Below are 16,247 nucleotides of genomic sequence, written 5' to 3'. Positions count from 1 at the left end.
TGCGCCCGCCGTCCCACACGGGACGCGCGGGTGCCGCGCGTTCGTTTTAATCTGCCCGATGACCCCCTTGGCGGATCGCGATCTCGTTGCTAACGTCTTGCCATCTTCAGGTGAGTGCTCATGCGCCATACGCTTCCAATCGCGCCGCAGTTCTATGTGACTGCCCCGCAGCCCTGCCCTTACCTCGAGGGCCGGATGGAGCGAAAGCTGTTCACCGCCCTGCAAGGTGAATACGCCGAAAAGCTGAACGACACGCTGTCCAAGCAAGGCTTCCGCCGCAGCCAGAACGTTCTCTATCGCCCGTCCTGCGCGGAATGCTCGGCCTGCCTGTCAGCGCGGATTCGCGTGCGCGACTTCAAGATCTCCAAAAGCCAGCGCCGCGCGATGAAGCGCAACGGCGACCTCAAGCGCGAAGCGACATCGCCCTGGGCCACCGAGGAACAATACGCCCTGTTCCGCGACTATCTCGACAGCCGCCACGCCGAAGGTGGCATGGCCGACATGGACATCTTCGAATTCGCCGCGATGATCGAGGAAACGCCGATCCGCAGCCGGGTGATCGAATATACCGCGTGGAACGATACCGGCGGCAAGGACCTCAAGGCGGTCTGCCTGACGGACGTTCTCGATGACGGGTTGTCGATGGTATATTCGTTCTACGCGCCCGAGCGTATGGCGGCGAGCCTTGGGACCTACATCATCCTCGACCACATCCGCATCGCCCAAGAGGCCGGTCTGCCCTACGTGTACCTGGGCTACTGGGTGCCCGGCAGCCCCAAGATGGGCTACAAGGCGAACTTCTCGGCGCTCGAGGTTTATACCGATGGCGGCTGGCAGAACATCGGCGATCCGGCAAGCTACACCTCGCAGACGCATCCCCTGTCCACCGCCCCCATCGCCGAACAGGTGGCGCGCATCAACCTGCCGGACGGCCGCCCGATTCGCCGGTGACACGCAGGATTTCAGCCGTTGCCCTTGTCGTGCCTGACTATGACGCCGCGATCGCGTTCTATGTCGGCACCTTGGGATTTGACCTTCTGACGGACGAGGATCAGGGCGGCGGCAAGCGCTGGGTCACGGTGTCCCCCGGCGACGGCACCGCGCTTCTGCTGGCGCGGGCCGCGAACGACCGGCAGACCGCCGCCATCGGCACCCAGACCGGCGGGCGCGTGGGGTTCTTCCTGCAGACGGACGACTTCGCCCGCGATCATTCGGCCATGCTGGCCGCAGGCGTCACCTTCGACGAGGCGCCGCGCATCGAACCCTACGGCACCGTCGCCGTGTGGCGCGACCCCTTCGGCAACCGCTGGGATCTGATCGGAGCGGGGCCGCCAGCATGACCTGGTGGAAGGACCGGACGGGGTATCAGATCTACCCCCGAAGCTTTCAGGATTCGAACGGTGACGGGATCGGCGACCTTCGGGGCATCATTGACCGCCTGGACCACCTTGTGGACCTCGGAATTGGATTCATCTGGCTTTCGCCGGTCTATTCCTCGCCGATGGCAGACAATGGCTATGACATTTCCGACTATCGAAACATCGCGCCAGAGTTCGGCACGCTGGGCGACATGGACCGCCTGATCGCGGAAGCGGACAAACGCGACATTCGAATCGTCATGGACCTGGTGGTGAACCACACCTCGGACCAGCATCCCTGGTTTCAGGAGGCGTCAGCCTCTTCGCAGGCGGAAAAGCGCGACTGGTACCTCTGGCGCGCGCCGGTGAATGGCGGCCCGCCCGATGACCGGCGGTCCTATTTCGGCGGCCCGGCGTGGCGATATTCCGCTGCGACAGAAATGTATTACCTCGCGCTCTTCACGCCCGAGCAGCCGGACCTGAACTGGAACAACGCCGACCTGCGCGCCGAGATCTGGGACATGATGCGCTGGTGGCTGGACCGGGGCATCGGCGGCTTTCGCATGGATGTGATCGACCACATCGGAAAGGACGTGGATGCGGGCATCATCACCGACGGCCCGCGCCTGCACGACCACCTGCAGGAAATGCACCGAGAGGTTCTGGCGGGGCGCGATGCCCTTGCCGTGGGCGAGGCGTGGTCGGCCACGACAGACACCGCCCTTCTGTATACGGGCCGCGACAGGGGCGAGTTGGACATGATGTTCCAGTTCGCCCACATCACCGCGCTGTGGGATGACGGCCATGGCAAGTGGCGCCCGAAGCGCTTTGACCTGACAGCGATAAAACGGGTCTGGACCGACTGGCAGATCGCGTTGCAGGACGATGGCTGGAACGCGCTGTTCTGGGCCAACCACGACCTGCCGCGTGCGGTATCGCGCTATGGCGACGAAGGCGCGTATCGCGTGCGATCCGCCAAGGCGCTGGCACTGGTGCTGCACCTGATGAAAGGCACGCCGTTCGTCTATCAGGGCGAAGAGATCGGGATGACCAACACCCGCTTTGACCGGATCGAGGACTTTCGCGACATCGAGGTGTTGAACCACTACGCCGAAGCGTTGGCGGCGGGCACCGCAGCGCAGGACTTCATCGCGGGCGCCAATGCCAACGGGCGCGACGGCGGACGCACGCCGGTGCTGTGGGACGATGCGCCCGGTGCAGGCTTTACCACGGGCACGCCCTGGATCGGGATCAATGCGAATTACAAAGACATCAACGTGGCCGTCGACCACGCTGATCCGAATGGGGTTTTCGCCTTCTACAGGCAACTGATCGCGCTGCGCCGGGGTGACGGGCTGATCGTCCACGGCCGCTTTGCGCCCTTCCTCGACGATCATCCGCAGCTCTGGGCCTACACGCGCGAACAGGCGGGCGAGCAGCTGTCGGTCATCGCCAACATCTCGGGCACCGAGGCGTCGTCGCCGGTGCCACCCGGCTTGCAGGTCACGGGCCAACCCGTCCTGTCCAGCATGGCCCCGCGCGGCAGCATCGGCACAAAAATCACCCTTGCCCCGTGGGAGGCATTCGCCGTGCGCGGCCCCCTGCCAGGACCCTCCCCGACCCTTCCCGCGAAATAATCGCAAAGATTTTCGCCCCGCCGCGACAGAAAATCCGCAAATAGCGATTGACGCCCCCCGGCGCGCTTTCTAATGTCCCGCGCACGGACGAAGGAGCCCTTGGGAATGACCCTCATTCTGGTACTCGTAAGCGAATGGCGCATGGGACGGTAACGTAACCCTCTTCGTTCCCCATGCGCCCCCGATGATCCTCGGGGGTTTTTTTATGTCCGCAACCAAGCCCGCAAGATGCGTGTAGACGGAGCAAAGCAGATGAAACGTCAGATGACCGGAGCGAAAATGGTGGTTCAGGCCCTGAAGGATCAGGGTGTGGACACGGTATTCGGATATCCCGGCGGCGCCGTGCTACCGATCTACGACGAGATTTTCCTGCAGAACGACATCCGCCACATCCTTGTCCGCCATGAACAGGGCGCGGTCCATGCCGCCGAAGGCTATGCGCGGTCCACCGGCAAGCCCGGCGTCGTGCTTGTCACCTCGGGCCCCGGCGCGACGAACGCCGTCACCGGCCTGACCGACGCGCTGATGGATTCGATCCCGCTGGTCGTGCTGACCGGGCAAGTTCCGACCTTCATGATCGGCACCGACGGCTTCCAGGAGGCGGATACGGTCGGCATCACCCGGCCCTGCACCAAGCACAACTGGCTGGTGAAGGACACGGCACGGCTGGCCGATACGATCCATCAGGCGTTCCACGTCGCCAAGTCGGGCCGCCCCGGCCCGGTGCTGGTCGACATCCCCAAGGACGTGCAGTTCGCCACCGCCTACTACGTCGCGCCCGCGCAGGCCAAGACCTCGCATTACCAGCCCCGGCTGAAAGGCGATCAGGACGCGATCAAGGCGCTGGTCGAGATGATCGAGAGCGCCGAGCGCCCGGTCTTCTATACCGGCGGCGGCGTCATCAACTCGGGCCCCGCCGCCAGCCAGCTTCTGCGCGAACTGGTCGAGGCGACGGGCTTTCCGATCACGTCCACCCTGATGGGCCTGGGCGCCTACCCCGCATCCGGCAAGAACTGGCTTGGGATGCTGGGGATGCACGGCCTTTACGAGGCGAACCTTGCGATGCACGGCTGCGATCTGATGATCAACATCGGCGCGCGGTTCGACGACCGGATCACCGGGCGGCTGCAGGATTTCTCGCCCAATTCGCGCAAGGCGCACATCGACATCGACCCCTCGTCGATCAACAAGGTGATCCACGTCGACGTGCCGATCATCGGTGATGTCGGCCATGTGCTGGAGGACGTGCTGCGCCTGTGGAAGGCCGGAGGGCGCAAGACCAACGCCGCCGCCCTGTCGAAATGGTGGGCGCGGATCGAGGAATGGAGAAAGGTCGACTGCCTGAAATACCGGCCCGACCAGAAGACCATCAAGCCGCAATACGCCCTTCAACGGCTCGAGGCCCTGACGAAGGATCATCCCAGCCGCTACATCTGCACCGAGGTCGGCCAGCACCAGATGTGGGCCGCGCAATACCTCGGCTTCGACGACCCCAACCGCTGGATGACGTCGGGCGGGCTGGGAACAATGGGCTACGGGTTCCCCGCGTCGATCGGCGTGCAGGTCGCCCACCCCGACGCGCTGGTCATCAACGTCGCGGGCGAGGCGTCGTGGCTGATGAACATGCAGGAGATGGGAACGGCGGTGCAATACCGCCTGCCGGTCAAGCAGTTCATCCTGAACAACGAACGCCTTGGCATGGTGCGCCAGTGGCAAGAGCTTCTGCACGGCGAGCGCTATTCGCATTCCTGGTCGGAATCGCTGCCCGATTTCGTCAAGCTGGCCGAGGCGTTCGGCGCCAAGGGCATCCTGTGCAAGGACCCCGCCGATCTGGACGACGCGATCATGGAGATGCTCGAATATGACGGGCCGGTGATCTTCGATTGCCTTGTCGAGAAGCACGAGAACTGTTTCCCGATGATCCCGTCGGGCGAGCCGCACAACAAGATGATCCTCGGCGAGAACGTGGATACGAAGAACGCGATCAAGTCGGGCGGGGCGGTGCTGGTGTGACCCGCGCCGGGGGGCGTTGCCCCCCGGACCCCCGGAGGTATTTGGACCAAGAAGAAGAGCGGCATGACCGAATTGAAGATCAAGAAGGGCTCGTCGAAGCATTCGGCGTATGACCTGCGCGACCCGAACGCCGCCGCCGAGGAACGGCACACGCTGGCGGTGCTGGTCGAGAACGAACCCGGCGTGCTGGCGCGGGTGATCGGCCTGTTCTCGGGACGCGGCTACAATATCGAGAGCCTGACGGTGGCCGAGGTGGATCATACCGGCCACCGGTCGCGCATCACCATCGTCACCACCGGCACGCCCGCCGTGATCGACCAGATCAAGGCGCAGCTTGGCCGGATCGTGGTGGTCTATGACGTGCATGACCTGACGGTCGAGGGTCACGCGGTCGAGCGCGAGTTGGCGCTGTTCAAGGTGGCGGGGCAAGGCAACGACCGGATCGAGGCGCTGCGGCTGGCGGAAATCTTCCGTGCCAACGTGGTCGATTCGACGCTTGAAAGCTTCATCTTCGAGATGACCGGCACGCCGGGCAAGATCGACGCTTTCGCCGAACTGATGCGCCCGCTCGGTCTGGTCGAGGTCGCCCGCACCGGCGTCGCTGCGCTGTCGCGCGGCGCGGAGTGACCGCGGGACCGTTCGAGATATTCCTCGCCGCCCCGCCGGGACTGGAGCCCGTTCTGGCCGAAGAGGCACGCGCGGCCGGCTTCGAGGCGCCCGTCGCGGTACCGGGCGGCGTGACCACCACCGGCGACTGGCCAGAGGTCTGGCGCGCGAACCTGGCCCTGCGCGGGGCGGCGCGGGTGCTGGTGCGCATCGGCGGTTTCCCGGTGTTCCACCTCGCGCAGCTCGACAAGCGGGCACACAAGTTTCCCTGGGCTGAATTCCTGCGCGCAGATGTGCCGGTGAAGGTCGAGGCGATCTGCCGCCGCTCCAAGATCTACCACGCGGGGGCCGCGGCGCAGCGGATCGAGACGGCAATCGCCGATGTCCTTGGCGCGCCCACTGCCGAGGACGCGCCGGTGCGCCTGATCGCCCGGATCGAGGATAATTTCTGCAGCTTCAGCCTTGATACCTCGGGCGAGCCGCTGCACCGCCGGGGGCTCAAGGAACAGGTCGGCAAGGCGCCGATGCGCGAGACGCTTGCGTCCCTGTTCCTGCGGCAGGCGGGGTATGACGGCACCGGCCCGGTGCTGGACCCGATGTGCGGCTCGGGGACGTTTCCGATCGAGGCGGCCGAGATCGCGGGCGGTTTCTTGCCCGGGCGGGCGCGCGGTTTCGCGTTCGAACAGCTGGCCAGCTTTGATGCCGCTGCCGCCTCTGCGCTCAAGGGCGCGACCACCGGCACCGTGCCGCCCGCGCGCTTTTTCGGCTATGACCGCGATCAGGGCGCCATCGCGGGGGCGCGCGCCAATGCGGAACGCGCGGGGCTGGGCGGCGCGATCACCTTCGGCTGCCAGCCCATCAGCGACCTCGCCCGCCCCGAAGGACCGCCCGGCCTTGTCACCGTGAACCCGCCGTATGGCGAGCGGATCGGCAACCGCAAGCTGCTGTTCGCGCTTTATGGCAGCCTTGGCGCGGTGCTGAAGGACCGTTTCACCGGCTGGCGCCTTGCTCTGGTCACGAGCGACGCAGGGTTGGCCAAGGCGACCGCCCTGCCGTTTCGCCCGCCCGGGGCGACCGTCGCCCACGGGCCGCTCAAGATCACCCTCTGGCAGACCGAGGCCTTGCGATGACCGAAGATTTTCAGACCCTTGCCGATGGCCGCATGGTGCAGGCCGTGACGCTGTCGAACGGCGGGTTGACCGCGCGGGTGCTGACCTATGGTGCGATGGTGCATGACCTGCGCCACGTCGCGCTGGACCGGCCGCTGGTGCTGTCCAGTCCACGGCTCGGGGACTACGAGGGCGGCTATCTCTATGCCGGGACCATCGTGGGCCGCTTTGCCAACCGCATCGGGAACGCACGGTTCGTGCTGGACGGCGAGACGCATGAGACCGACCGGAATTTCCTTGGCCGCCACACGTTGCACGGCGGCGCGGACGGCCCGCACGCGCAGATCTGGGACATCGCCGAGGTGTCGGACAGCGCGGTGACGCTGACGCTGACCTTGCCCGACGGGCACATGGGGTTTCCGGGAGAGGCGCAGTTGACCGCGCGCATCGGGTTGTCCGGCGACGGCGCGCTGGAGGTGACGCTGTCGGCACAGGTGACGAAGCCGTGCCCGATCAGTCTCGCGCATCACGGGTATTTCAACCTGAATGGCGGCGGCGATGTGACCGGGCACCGGCTGCGCATCGCCGCCGATCACTACCTGCCCGTCGATGCCGAGATGATCCCAACGGGGCAGATCGCGCCTGTGGCGGACACGTCATTCGATTTCCGCAGCGCGCGGCCCATCGGGGAGGCGGGCGTCGATCACAACTTCTGCCTGTCGGACGGCAAGCGCCCGATGCGCCCGGTGGCGTGGCTGGACGGCGACGGCCTGCGCATGACGATCGAGACGACAGAGCCGGGGCTGCAGGTCTATGACGGCGCGCATTTCGCCGGGGTGCCTGGGCCGGACAGAGCGCCCTTGCCCGCGCGGGCGGGGCTGGCGCTCGAGACGCAAGCCTGGCCGGATGCGATGAATCAGCCGGGCTTTCCGGGATGCATCCTGCGGCCCGGCGAGCGATATGAGAGCGTCACGCGGTATGTGTTCGAGGCAGCGGGGTAGGTTTCGCCTCAATGGGTTGGCCGGGTGGCGGGACAAGTCCCGCCCTACGGGGGGCGTGTAGGGCGGGATTTATCCCGCCACCCCCCACGCACACAGAAAAAGGGGCCCCCGAAGGGGCCCCAGTTTCGCTGATCAGGCTCATCTGTGTACCGCCCGGTTTTCTGCCTGCGGCCTGATCCGCGTCAGGGGCGAGCGCACCCGCCCCGTGTCCCGCGTCCCGGGTAAGCCCGGGGCGCGGAGTGGCGGCAGTCGTTTGCGTGCAAACGACGAGAGCCACCCCTTGTCATAGAAGGCGCAAGCGCCCTCAATTCCCTCAGCTACACCCGCTCGTTCCGCCGCAGGTGTTGCACTTCATGCAGGTCCCGTTGCGCACCAGCGTGTAGTTGCCACAATCGCCGCAGGCCTCGCCCTCGTAGCCCTGCATCTTGGCCTTGGTGCGCGCGTCGAGCGTCACCGCGCCGGTGCCCAGCGCCGTCTCGGCGCCGCCGCGCACCTCGGGAACCAGCGTCGTCAGCGTCGCCACCGGGTCGGACCCGGCCAGTGCGACCGCGCCGGACTGCCCACCTTGCAACACCACCAGATCCTGCGGCACCCGCTTGCGCAAATAGCCGGTCGAGGCCACCTGGCGCAGCACGTCGAGCGGCGACTGGCCGCCGGATTTCGGCACTTCGCGGAAGTTGCGCACTCCCTCTTCCTCGCCCCGGCCCAGATCGTCGAAGGATGCGCCCTGCGGCTGCACATGGGCAAGATCGGTGCGGTCGAGATAGCTGACCGCCAGTTCGCGGAAGATGTAGTCGAGGATCGAAGTCGCGTTCTTGATCGTCTCGTTGCCCTGTACCATGCCCGCCGGTTCGAACTTGGTGAAGGTGAAGGCGTCGACGAATTCCTCCAGCGGCACGCCGTATTGCAGGCCCACCGACACCGCGATGGCAAAGTTGTTCATCATCGCGCGGAAGCCTGCGCCTTCCTTGTGCATGTCGATGAAGATCTCGCCCAGCTGGCCGTCCTCGTATTCGCCGGTGCGCAGATAGACCTTGTGACCGCCGACGATGGCCTTTTGCGTATAGCCGCGGCGCCGCTGGGGCATCTTTTCGCGGTGACGCGTGAAGATCTCCTTGTAGACGACCTTTTCGACGATCTTCTCGGCCAGCACGCGGGCCTTTTCGTTCTGCGACCCGTTGGCGAGGATGTCCTCGGCCTCTTCGTCGTCCTCGACCAGGGACGCCGCCAGCGGCTGCGACAGTTTCGATCCGTCGCGGTACAGCGCGTTGGCCTTCACCCCCAGCGACCAGGACAGTTCATAGGCGGCCTGACAATCCTCGATCGTGGCATCGTTGGCCATGTTGATCGTCTTGGAAATCGCACCCGAGATGAACGATTGTGCGGCGGCCATCATGGTGATGTGGCTTTGCCAGCCGAGGAACCGCTTGCCGGTCTTGCCGCAGGCGTTGGCGCAATCGAAGACGTGGTAATGCGCCGGGTCGAGATGGGGCGCGCCTTCCAGCGTCATGGTTCCGCAGACATGGTCGTTCGCGGCCTCGATGTCCTTGCGCGAATAGCCAAGGTGACGCAGCAGATCGAACGTCGGATCGTTCAGCTTTTCGGCGGGGATGCCGAGGGTTTCGCGGCAGAAGTCCTCGCCCAGCGTCCACTGGTTGAACACGAAGCGGATGTCGAACGCCGACGGCAGCGCCGCCTCGATCCGGTCGATTTCCGCCTGGCCGAACCCGTGGCCGACCAGCGAGGTGTGGTTGATCCCCGGCGCGTTGCCGATGGACCCGTGACCGACCGCGTGGGCGACGATTTCCTCGATCTGCGCCGAGCCATAGCCCAGCTTTTCCAGCGCGGCGGGCACCGAGTGGTTGATGATCTTGAAGTATCCGCCACCGGCGAGCTTCTTGAACTTCACCAGCGCGAAATCGGGCTCGATTCCGGTGGTGTCGCAGTCCATCACAAGGCCGATGGTGCCCGTCGGCGCGATCACCGACACCTGCGCATTGCGGTAGCCATGCGCCTCGCCAAGGCGCAGCGCCTCGTCCCAAGACGCGGTTGCAAGCTGGATCAGCCGCGCGTCAGGGCAGTTGGCATGGTCGAGCGGAACCGGCTTGACCGCCAGCGCCTCGTAGCCGTCCGCCTTGCCGTAGGCCGCCGTGCGGTGGTTGCGGATCACGCGCAGCATGTGGTCCGCGTTGCGGGCGTGGCCCGGGAAGGCGCCAAGCTCTCCCGCCATCTCGGCGGACGTGGCATAGGAGGTGCCGGTCAGGATCGCAGTCAGCGCACCGCAGAGCGCGCGGCCCTCGTCGCTGTCGTATCCCAGGCCCATGCTCATCAGCAGGCCGCCGATGTTGGCATAGCCCAGACCCAGCGTGCGGAAGTCATAGGACCGCTGCGCGATTTCCTTGGACGGGAACTGCGCCATCATCACCGACACTTCCAGCGTGATGGTCCACAGGCGCGTGGCGTGCATGTATTCCTCGGCCTGGAACTGGCCGTCGCGGTAGAAGGTCAGAAGGTTCATCGACGCGAGGTTGCAGGCGGTATCGTCGAGGAACATGTATTCCGAGCACGGGTTGGAGCCGCGGATCGCCCCGTCTTCGGGGCAGGTGTGCCAGGCGTTGACAGTGTCGTGGAACTGGATGCCCGGATCGGCGCAGGCCCAGGCGGCATGGCCGATCTGTTCCCACAAATCGCGCGCCTTGATGGTCTTGGCGACCTTGCCGTCGATGCGGCGGATCAGCTCCCAGTCGGCATCGTCGCGCACGGCTTGCAGGAAGGCATCGGTAACGCGAACCGAGTTGTTCGAGTTCTGGCCGGAGACAGAGGCGTAGGCCTCGGAATCCCAGTCAGTGTCATAGGTCGGGAACTCGATCGAGGCATAGCCCTGCCGCGCGTATTGCAGAACGCGGTTCACATAGGTCTCGGGGATCGCGCATTTCTTGGCCGACTTGATCGCCGCCTTGAGCGCCTCGTTCACCTTGGGATCGGTCGCGCCGTCCTCGGAGCCGTCAAAGCTGCGGATCGCCGCGAAGATCTCGTTGAGCTTCTGCTCGTGCATCTTCGAGCCCGCGACGAGGCTGGCGACCTTCTGCTCTTCCTTGACCTTCCAGTTGATGTATTCCTCGATGTCCGGGTGATCGGCATCGACGATGACCATCTTGGCCGCGCGGCGCGTGGTGCCGCCCGACTTGATCGCGCCTGCTGCGCGGTCGCCGATCTTGAGGAACCCCATCAGGCCCGACGACTTGCCGCCGCCCGACAGCTTCTCGCCCTCGGCGCGGAGCGAGGAAAAGTTGGTGCCGGTGCCCGAGCCGTATTTGAACAGGCGTGCCTCGCGGACCCACAGGTCCATGATCCCGCCTTCGTTCACCAGATCGTCCGACACGGACTGGATGAAGCAGGCGTGGGGCTGCGGATGCTCGTAGCTGGATTTCGACTTGGTCAGCTTGCCGGTCTTGTAGTCGACGTAGAAATGCCCCTGCGCCGGGCCGTCGATGCCGTAGGCCCAGTGCAGGCCGGTGTTGAACCACTGCGGGCTGTTGGGCGCCGCGCGCTGGGTCGCCAGCATGAAGCGCATCTCGTCGAAATACGCCTGGGCGTCGGCCTCGGTGGTGAAATATCCGCCCTTCCAGCCCCAATAGGCCCAGGCGCCCGCCAGGCGGTCGAACACCTGCTTGGACGACGTCTCGCCGCCATAGCGCTGGTCCTGGGGCAATTCGGCCAGCGCCGCCTCGTCGGCGACCGAGCGCCACAGGAATTCCGGCACGTCCTTTTCGCGGACCGGCCTCAGCCGCGCGGGCACCCCGGCCTTGCGGAAATATTTCTGCGCGATGACGTCCGACGCCACCTGGCTCCAGCTTTCGGGCACCTCGACGGCGTCCAGACGGAACACCACGGTGCCGTCGGGGTTGCGGATTTCCGACGTGGTGGTGGTGAAGGCGATCGCATCGTATGCGTCGCGGCCGGCGGTGGTGAACGAACGTTCGATCTTCATGACCTTGGGTGCCCCGTTTTCTTTTTTGCCCTGCCCCGCTCCGGGGCTGGGGCCCGGTTGGGGGATGATGTCGCGCCGGTTGTCTGGCGGTCGGCGGAGACAAAAGACTTCTCCGCGCTCCGCTGATGGGATGACGACGGCTGCCCACGCATGCAGGCATTGCTTGGAGAATGTTTCTGTCCCGCCGCGCCCTGTCCACTATATCTTGTGGCTCAACAACCGGCTCACACAAACTGGCGTAGGGGACGGGGTCCGGTCAACATGAAAATTTCATTTCGAGAGTGCAAAAAGCGGTTGACGGATGGCCGGATTTTCGGGCGGGGGCGTAGATGGAAACAGCGCCCGGAAAGTTGTCCACAGGCTTGGCGCGGGTTCGCCCGGCGGGGCGACTGGAACCGTGCGGGAAACAACGGGAAATACGCGGCGCCCGTCCAAGGTGGTTCCGGCACCCGGACGCAGATGTGGACGACTCGGGGATCTGCGTTCGCCCGGCGCGGCTGAACCAGACGGCGGGGTATTGCCCACATGCAGACGAAAAAAGATGCAGACATACCACATGCTGTGCAGTCAGAACACATGCCGCCCGATCAGGCGCCGCTTGCGGGCCATCATGGGCGATGGTAAAATACCGATGTGTATCAAGGGTCGATGACGACCCGGCGGCATACTCACCGAAATCATCGCCCTGCCATGTGTGCAGGCAACCCTGATTTTCCTGAGGAACGGTCCGTTCCGCATGTCGCGGACGGAGACCCCTACCCTGCGAGGACATCATGGGAAAAGGCGACAACAAGCGCGGCAACAAGGAAGTCAAGAAACCCAAGAAGGAAGTGCCGAGGGTTCTGGCCACGGCAAATTCCGGGGCGGCCAAGCCCGTCTCGCTCGGCGCCAAGAAGTCGAAGTGACCGTGCCGCGGGGCGGGCGCATTGCCGCTCGCCCGCGCTGTCCGAAAGACCAATGCCACTGGTCCGCACCCACCGTCTCGGGGCTCTGCCGACGGGGCGGTCCGGCTTACATCATCGCGGCGGCAGCCTCGGCACAGCCCTGACCGTCCAGCCGAAGCCGCGACAGGACGTCCTTCCGGCGCAGGAACGGGCGCACCGGCGGGCCATATGCCTCAAGCACCGATCCCGCGCCAATCCCCGGCAGCACCCGTCCCAGACCTGCGCGTTTGTGTGGACTGAAGGTCCTCAGGGTTTCCTTGCCCGGATACAGCGTTTCCGCCCCCGCCCCGTTCGCCCAGACAATGGCGTGTCGGGGAAGCAGGAAATGAATGTAGGTTATGTGCTGCGCAGCCCTGACGGTCCGCACGCGCCTCGATATTTCGGCCAGATGGCGCGCGCGAACGAGAGATGGCGCCTCGGCACCGAATTCAGGACCGATGAGCACCCCGTGAAGCGGCGACACGACAAGATCCGAATGATTGCCAAGCGTTCCGGCGACGATGCGCACCGGCCTGTGTTGCGGCATCTCGGCAAGATCGTCCGGCCCGTAGGTTTCGCGTGAGATCCAGAGGATGGGTTGCGCACCCTCGTCGTGGGTTTCGACAAGATCGCCCACGCCCAGGTCTTCGATCGGCACCTCACCGCGCGGCGTGCGGATCAGCGTGCCCTTGCCGAAACAGACGACACCGGTGTTCTCGACGGTAAAGAAGCTGTCGTCCCCGGTGCCGCCGGTGAACGTGATCGACCCCGCGCCAAACTGGTCGTTGTCGCTGTAATCGACAGTGCGGCCCTTTTCGTCCGTGGCGTTGGACTGGTTCAGGATACCGTCGTCGGCCTGGTCGGAATGAAGCTCGTGGATGCTGTCGTAGAACGCCGTGAGGTCGATGAAATCGTTGTTCGTGCTGTCACCGTCACTCAGCGTGCCGGTGTTCCCGGTGTTGAAGTCGGTGATGATGTCGTCGCCGTCTCCAGCGACGTACTGGAACGTATCGTCGCCGCCGTCTCCTGACAGGGTGTCATCATCGGTGCCGCCCGAAAGCGTGTCATCGCCGCCGCCGCCGATCAGTATGTCGTTGCCTGCGCCGCCGCTCAGATTGTCGTCGCCCTGCGGCACATCGGTGATGACCGCATTCGCGATGTCGGCTCCGTTGAACCCGAAACCTGCCTGCTGCCCGGGATAGACGAGCGTGAAGTTGATTTCGGACTGCCCCTCGAACAGCGCCTGGAACCAGGCATCCTGCTCGAGCGGCGTATTCCCTTCGCTGCCGGTTGCCGTGACGGACCCCATGTCTTCGGACACGACGAGCGAGGTGTTGGCGTCGGTCGCATAGCTGACGAAATCGCCGGGATTCAGGATCAGCTGCTCTGCGCCGCCCGGCGTGCCGCCTGAATTGTCGTCCAGATCGCTGAAGGTCGCCGAACCGCTTAGCGACAGCGGTTGCAGCGTATCCTGATCGAGAAACTCGATCCTGATGTTGGCAGTCTCGCCGCGAAGACCCGATCCACCGCTCAACAGGATCGTCTGGTTCAGCGTCGGGTTGGTCAGATTGACGCCAAGCGAATCGCTCGACTTGTCGACGAGCGTGATGCGCAGCGCGACGTTCGTGCCATCGCCAAGCGTCGCGGCGTTGTCATAGATGATCGACGTGCCATCGACCGCCGACGCCGGGTTCCCGCCCGATTCCGATCCCGAACGGACCTCGGCAGGGTCCATGACAAGGTTGCCGGCCTCTTGCGGGGTGCCAAGGCCAAGCGCCTCTTCGGTGTCACCGAAGATCACATCGTCGCCTGCGCCGCCCGATACGGTGTCATTTCCAACGCCGCCCACAAGCCGGTCAGACCCGCCAGCGCCGTCAAGGGTGTTGTCGTCGGCGTTGCCTTCGAGCCTGTCGTCCTGTGCCGAGCCGGTGACGTTCTCGATGTCGGTGTAGGTGTCGCCCTCGGCAGAACCGCCCGACCCGGTGCCCGCCGCAAGGTCGACTGTCACCGCCTGCGCCGAAGCGGAATAGTCCACCGTGTCGGTGCCCGCGTCGCCGTCGAACTGGTCCGCGCCGGGCTCTGTCACGGTGCCGGTGATGTTGTCGACCAGCAGCTCGCCACTCGCCGTGCCGGGAGGGCGCACGATCTCGATCCGGATCGCCTGACCATTCAGGGCCGGGTTGTTCACAGTGGATTCGACTGAAATCGCCTGCATCGCGTCGATGTCGCCGGTGGTGCCGCTCGTCGTTCCGATCAGGGTCGACCCGGCATAGATATTGACCTGATAGGCGACATCGCCGCTGCCGCTGAAGCTTCCGTCGCCGACAAGAAGATCGAAGCGGTAGACACTTCCGCTGCTGTAGGTCTCGGACAGGGTCTGGGAAATCGCCGCCGTGCTGCTCGAACTTCCCCCGTGATACAGCCAGGCGACATCGGTGCCGTCCACCGTGCTCTCGTCGATCTCCGAGCTTCTCGGGTTGTAGTCCCCCGCCTCTCCAGACCCGTTGTCGGTGATCGTCCAGGATGGAATGCCTTGGGAATAGGCGCCATCGGAATGGTTGGTCGCTTCGAAGCTGGCGTTCGTGATGGTGAGGGCCCGCGCGACAGTTCCGCCCGCGTCATCAGTGAAGGTGTCGTCCCCCGCGCTGCCGATGGGCTGAAAGGCCGAAAACACCGTGCTGCCGCCGAGGTTCGCGTCGAAGCTGCCGACGGCATCGGTATCGCCGACGCTGAAACTCGACGATCCGTCGTCGATCGTCAGCGTGCCCGTGGAATAGTCGAGATCGACGGTGAAGGTCGGGCCGAGGCCGCTGAAGTCGAACACATGCTGGCCGGTCGCCTCGTTGACGGACGACCAGAAAGCCGGATTATTCCAGTTCGCTGAAGTTACCGTGTATGTTGACATCGTCCTGGCCACCTGCGCTGCACCGCGCATTGGACTGGCAGACCACTGTGTCAACTGTGGGCCGAAAAATGGGCCATTCCGTCCGCGACGGAAATAGAGCCGATAGCCGCCCTTCCACTCGGAAAGACGGGCCGAGCCCAGAAATGGTCGGGGCGATAGGATTCGAACCTACGACCTACGGTACCCAAAACCGTCGCGCTACCAGGCTGCGCCACGCCCCGATCCGCGTCTCTCTACAAAGACGCGCAGACATAGGAAAGCCCTAACCGTCGGCGCAGGCCCACGCCGCCGCGTCCTGATCCATCGACGGATGGCGCAGCTCGCTGCCCGGGCCGATGCCAAGGCGCTGCGCAAGCCCTCCGTTGATCTCGAGCACATACTGGATGTCGTTCCCGCCGAAGATCGAACTCTCGTCCAGCGGCGTGGCATTCTCGTGCACGCTGCGCACAACGCCGTCCGCACCGACGAAGATCATGTCGAGTGGAATGAGCGTGTTGCGCATCCAGAACGAGACGGGTTGCGGCTGGTCGAAGACAAACAGCATCCCGCGCGAACGTGCCATCTCTTCGACGAACATCAGGCCCTGCCCGCGTTCGGCATTGTCGTCCGCCACGTCGACCGTGAAGCGGGCGCTTGATCCGTTGCCGCGCACCTCGACCTGATCGAAGGCGCAGTCGGCCTGCGCTGACCCCGCGCCCATCATG

11 protein-coding genes and 1 tRNA gene are annotated in these 16,247 nt (G+C 65.0%); 8 read left to right on the top strand and 4 right to left on the bottom strand.

What is annotated here, in order from left to right:
* Positions 1 to 120: 120 nt before the first annotated feature.
* The 7 genes from KTJ87_RS04230 (at position 121) to KTJ87_RS04200 (ending at position 7,724) form a co-directional block, all read left to right on the top strand.
* Complete coding sequence (locus tag KTJ87_RS04230) at positions 121 to 951, top strand: arginyltransferase (RefSeq protein WP_267137812.1); 831 nt, start codon at positions 121 to 123, stop codon at positions 949 to 951.
* Complete coding sequence (locus KTJ87_RS04225) at positions 948 to 1,340, top strand: VOC family protein (protein WP_267137811.1); 393 nt, start codon at positions 948 to 950, stop codon at positions 1,338 to 1,340. The genes KTJ87_RS04230 and KTJ87_RS04225 overlap by 4 nt, the downstream gene beginning before the upstream one ends.
* Positions 1,337 to 2,995, top strand: a complete 1,659-nt coding sequence (locus tag KTJ87_RS04220) for an alpha-glucosidase (protein ID WP_267137810.1) — start codon at positions 1,337 to 1,339, stop codon at positions 2,993 to 2,995. The genes KTJ87_RS04225 and KTJ87_RS04220 overlap by 4 nt, the downstream gene beginning before the upstream one ends.
* A 252-nt stretch (positions 2,996 to 3,247) precedes the next feature.
* Entirely contained in the window at positions 3,248 to 5,008 is a 1,761-nt protein-coding gene (locus tag KTJ87_RS04215; RefSeq protein WP_267137809.1) for an acetolactate synthase 3 large subunit, read from the top strand.
* A gap of 63 nt (positions 5,009 to 5,071) precedes the next feature.
* The gene (ilvN, locus tag KTJ87_RS04210) at positions 5,072 to 5,635 is read left to right on the top strand and encodes an acetolactate synthase small subunit (protein ID WP_267137808.1); all 564 of its coding nucleotides are present in this window, start codon (positions 5,072 to 5,074) and stop codon (positions 5,633 to 5,635) included.
* Positions 5,632 to 6,744, top strand: a complete 1,113-nt coding sequence (locus KTJ87_RS04205; RefSeq protein ID WP_267137807.1) for a THUMP domain-containing class I SAM-dependent RNA methyltransferase — start codon at positions 5,632 to 5,634, stop codon at positions 6,742 to 6,744. The genes ilvN and KTJ87_RS04205 overlap by 4 nt, the downstream gene beginning before the upstream one ends.
* Complete coding sequence (locus KTJ87_RS04200; protein ID WP_267137806.1) at positions 6,741 to 7,724, top strand: aldose epimerase family protein; 984 nt, start codon at positions 6,741 to 6,743, stop codon at positions 7,722 to 7,724. The genes KTJ87_RS04205 and KTJ87_RS04200 overlap by 4 nt, the downstream gene beginning before the upstream one ends.
* A 313-nt stretch (positions 7,725 to 8,037) precedes the next feature.
* On the opposite strand, the gene KTJ87_RS04195 is transcribed toward KTJ87_RS04200, so the two are convergent.
* Complete coding sequence (locus KTJ87_RS04195) at positions 8,038 to 11,715, bottom strand: vitamin B12-dependent ribonucleotide reductase (protein ID WP_267137805.1); 3,678 nt, start codon at positions 11,713 to 11,715, stop codon at positions 8,038 to 8,040.
* Between the two features lie 773 nt (positions 11,716 to 12,488).
* Between KTJ87_RS04195 and KTJ87_RS04190 the strand changes: the two genes are divergently transcribed.
* Positions 12,489 to 12,620 carry a hypothetical protein gene (locus tag KTJ87_RS04190; RefSeq protein WP_267137804.1) on the top strand — a complete coding sequence of 44 codons (132 nt, stop codon included), beginning with the start codon at positions 12,489 to 12,491 and terminating at the stop codon, positions 12,618 to 12,620.
* Positions 12,621 to 12,726: 106 nt separating this feature from the next.
* Here KTJ87_RS04190 and KTJ87_RS04185 read toward each other — a convergent pair whose 3' ends face one another.
* From KTJ87_RS04185 to KTJ87_RS04175, 3 genes are all read right to left on the bottom strand, one after another.
* Entirely contained in the window at positions 12,727 to 15,543 is a 2,817-nt protein-coding gene (locus KTJ87_RS04185; protein WP_267137803.1) for a Hint domain-containing protein, read from the bottom strand.
* Positions 15,544 to 15,687: 144 nt separating this feature from the next.
* Positions 15,688 to 15,764 (bottom strand) — tRNA-Pro (locus tag KTJ87_RS04180).
* Positions 15,765 to 15,805: 41 nt separating this feature from the next.
* Positions 15,806 to 16,246 carry a DUF192 domain-containing protein gene (locus KTJ87_RS04175; protein ID WP_267137935.1) on the bottom strand — a complete coding sequence of 147 codons (441 nt, stop codon included), beginning with the start codon at positions 16,244 to 16,246 and terminating at the stop codon, positions 15,806 to 15,808.
* Between the last annotated feature and the right edge of the window lies 1 nt (position 16,247).

The sequence above is a fragment of the Anianabacter salinae genome (genome assembly GCF_019061145.1).
GTDB lineage: Bacteria > Pseudomonadota > Alphaproteobacteria > Rhodobacterales > Rhodobacteraceae > Anianibacter > Anianibacter salinarum.
This window is presented reverse-complemented; position numbering and strand designations above follow the sequence as displayed.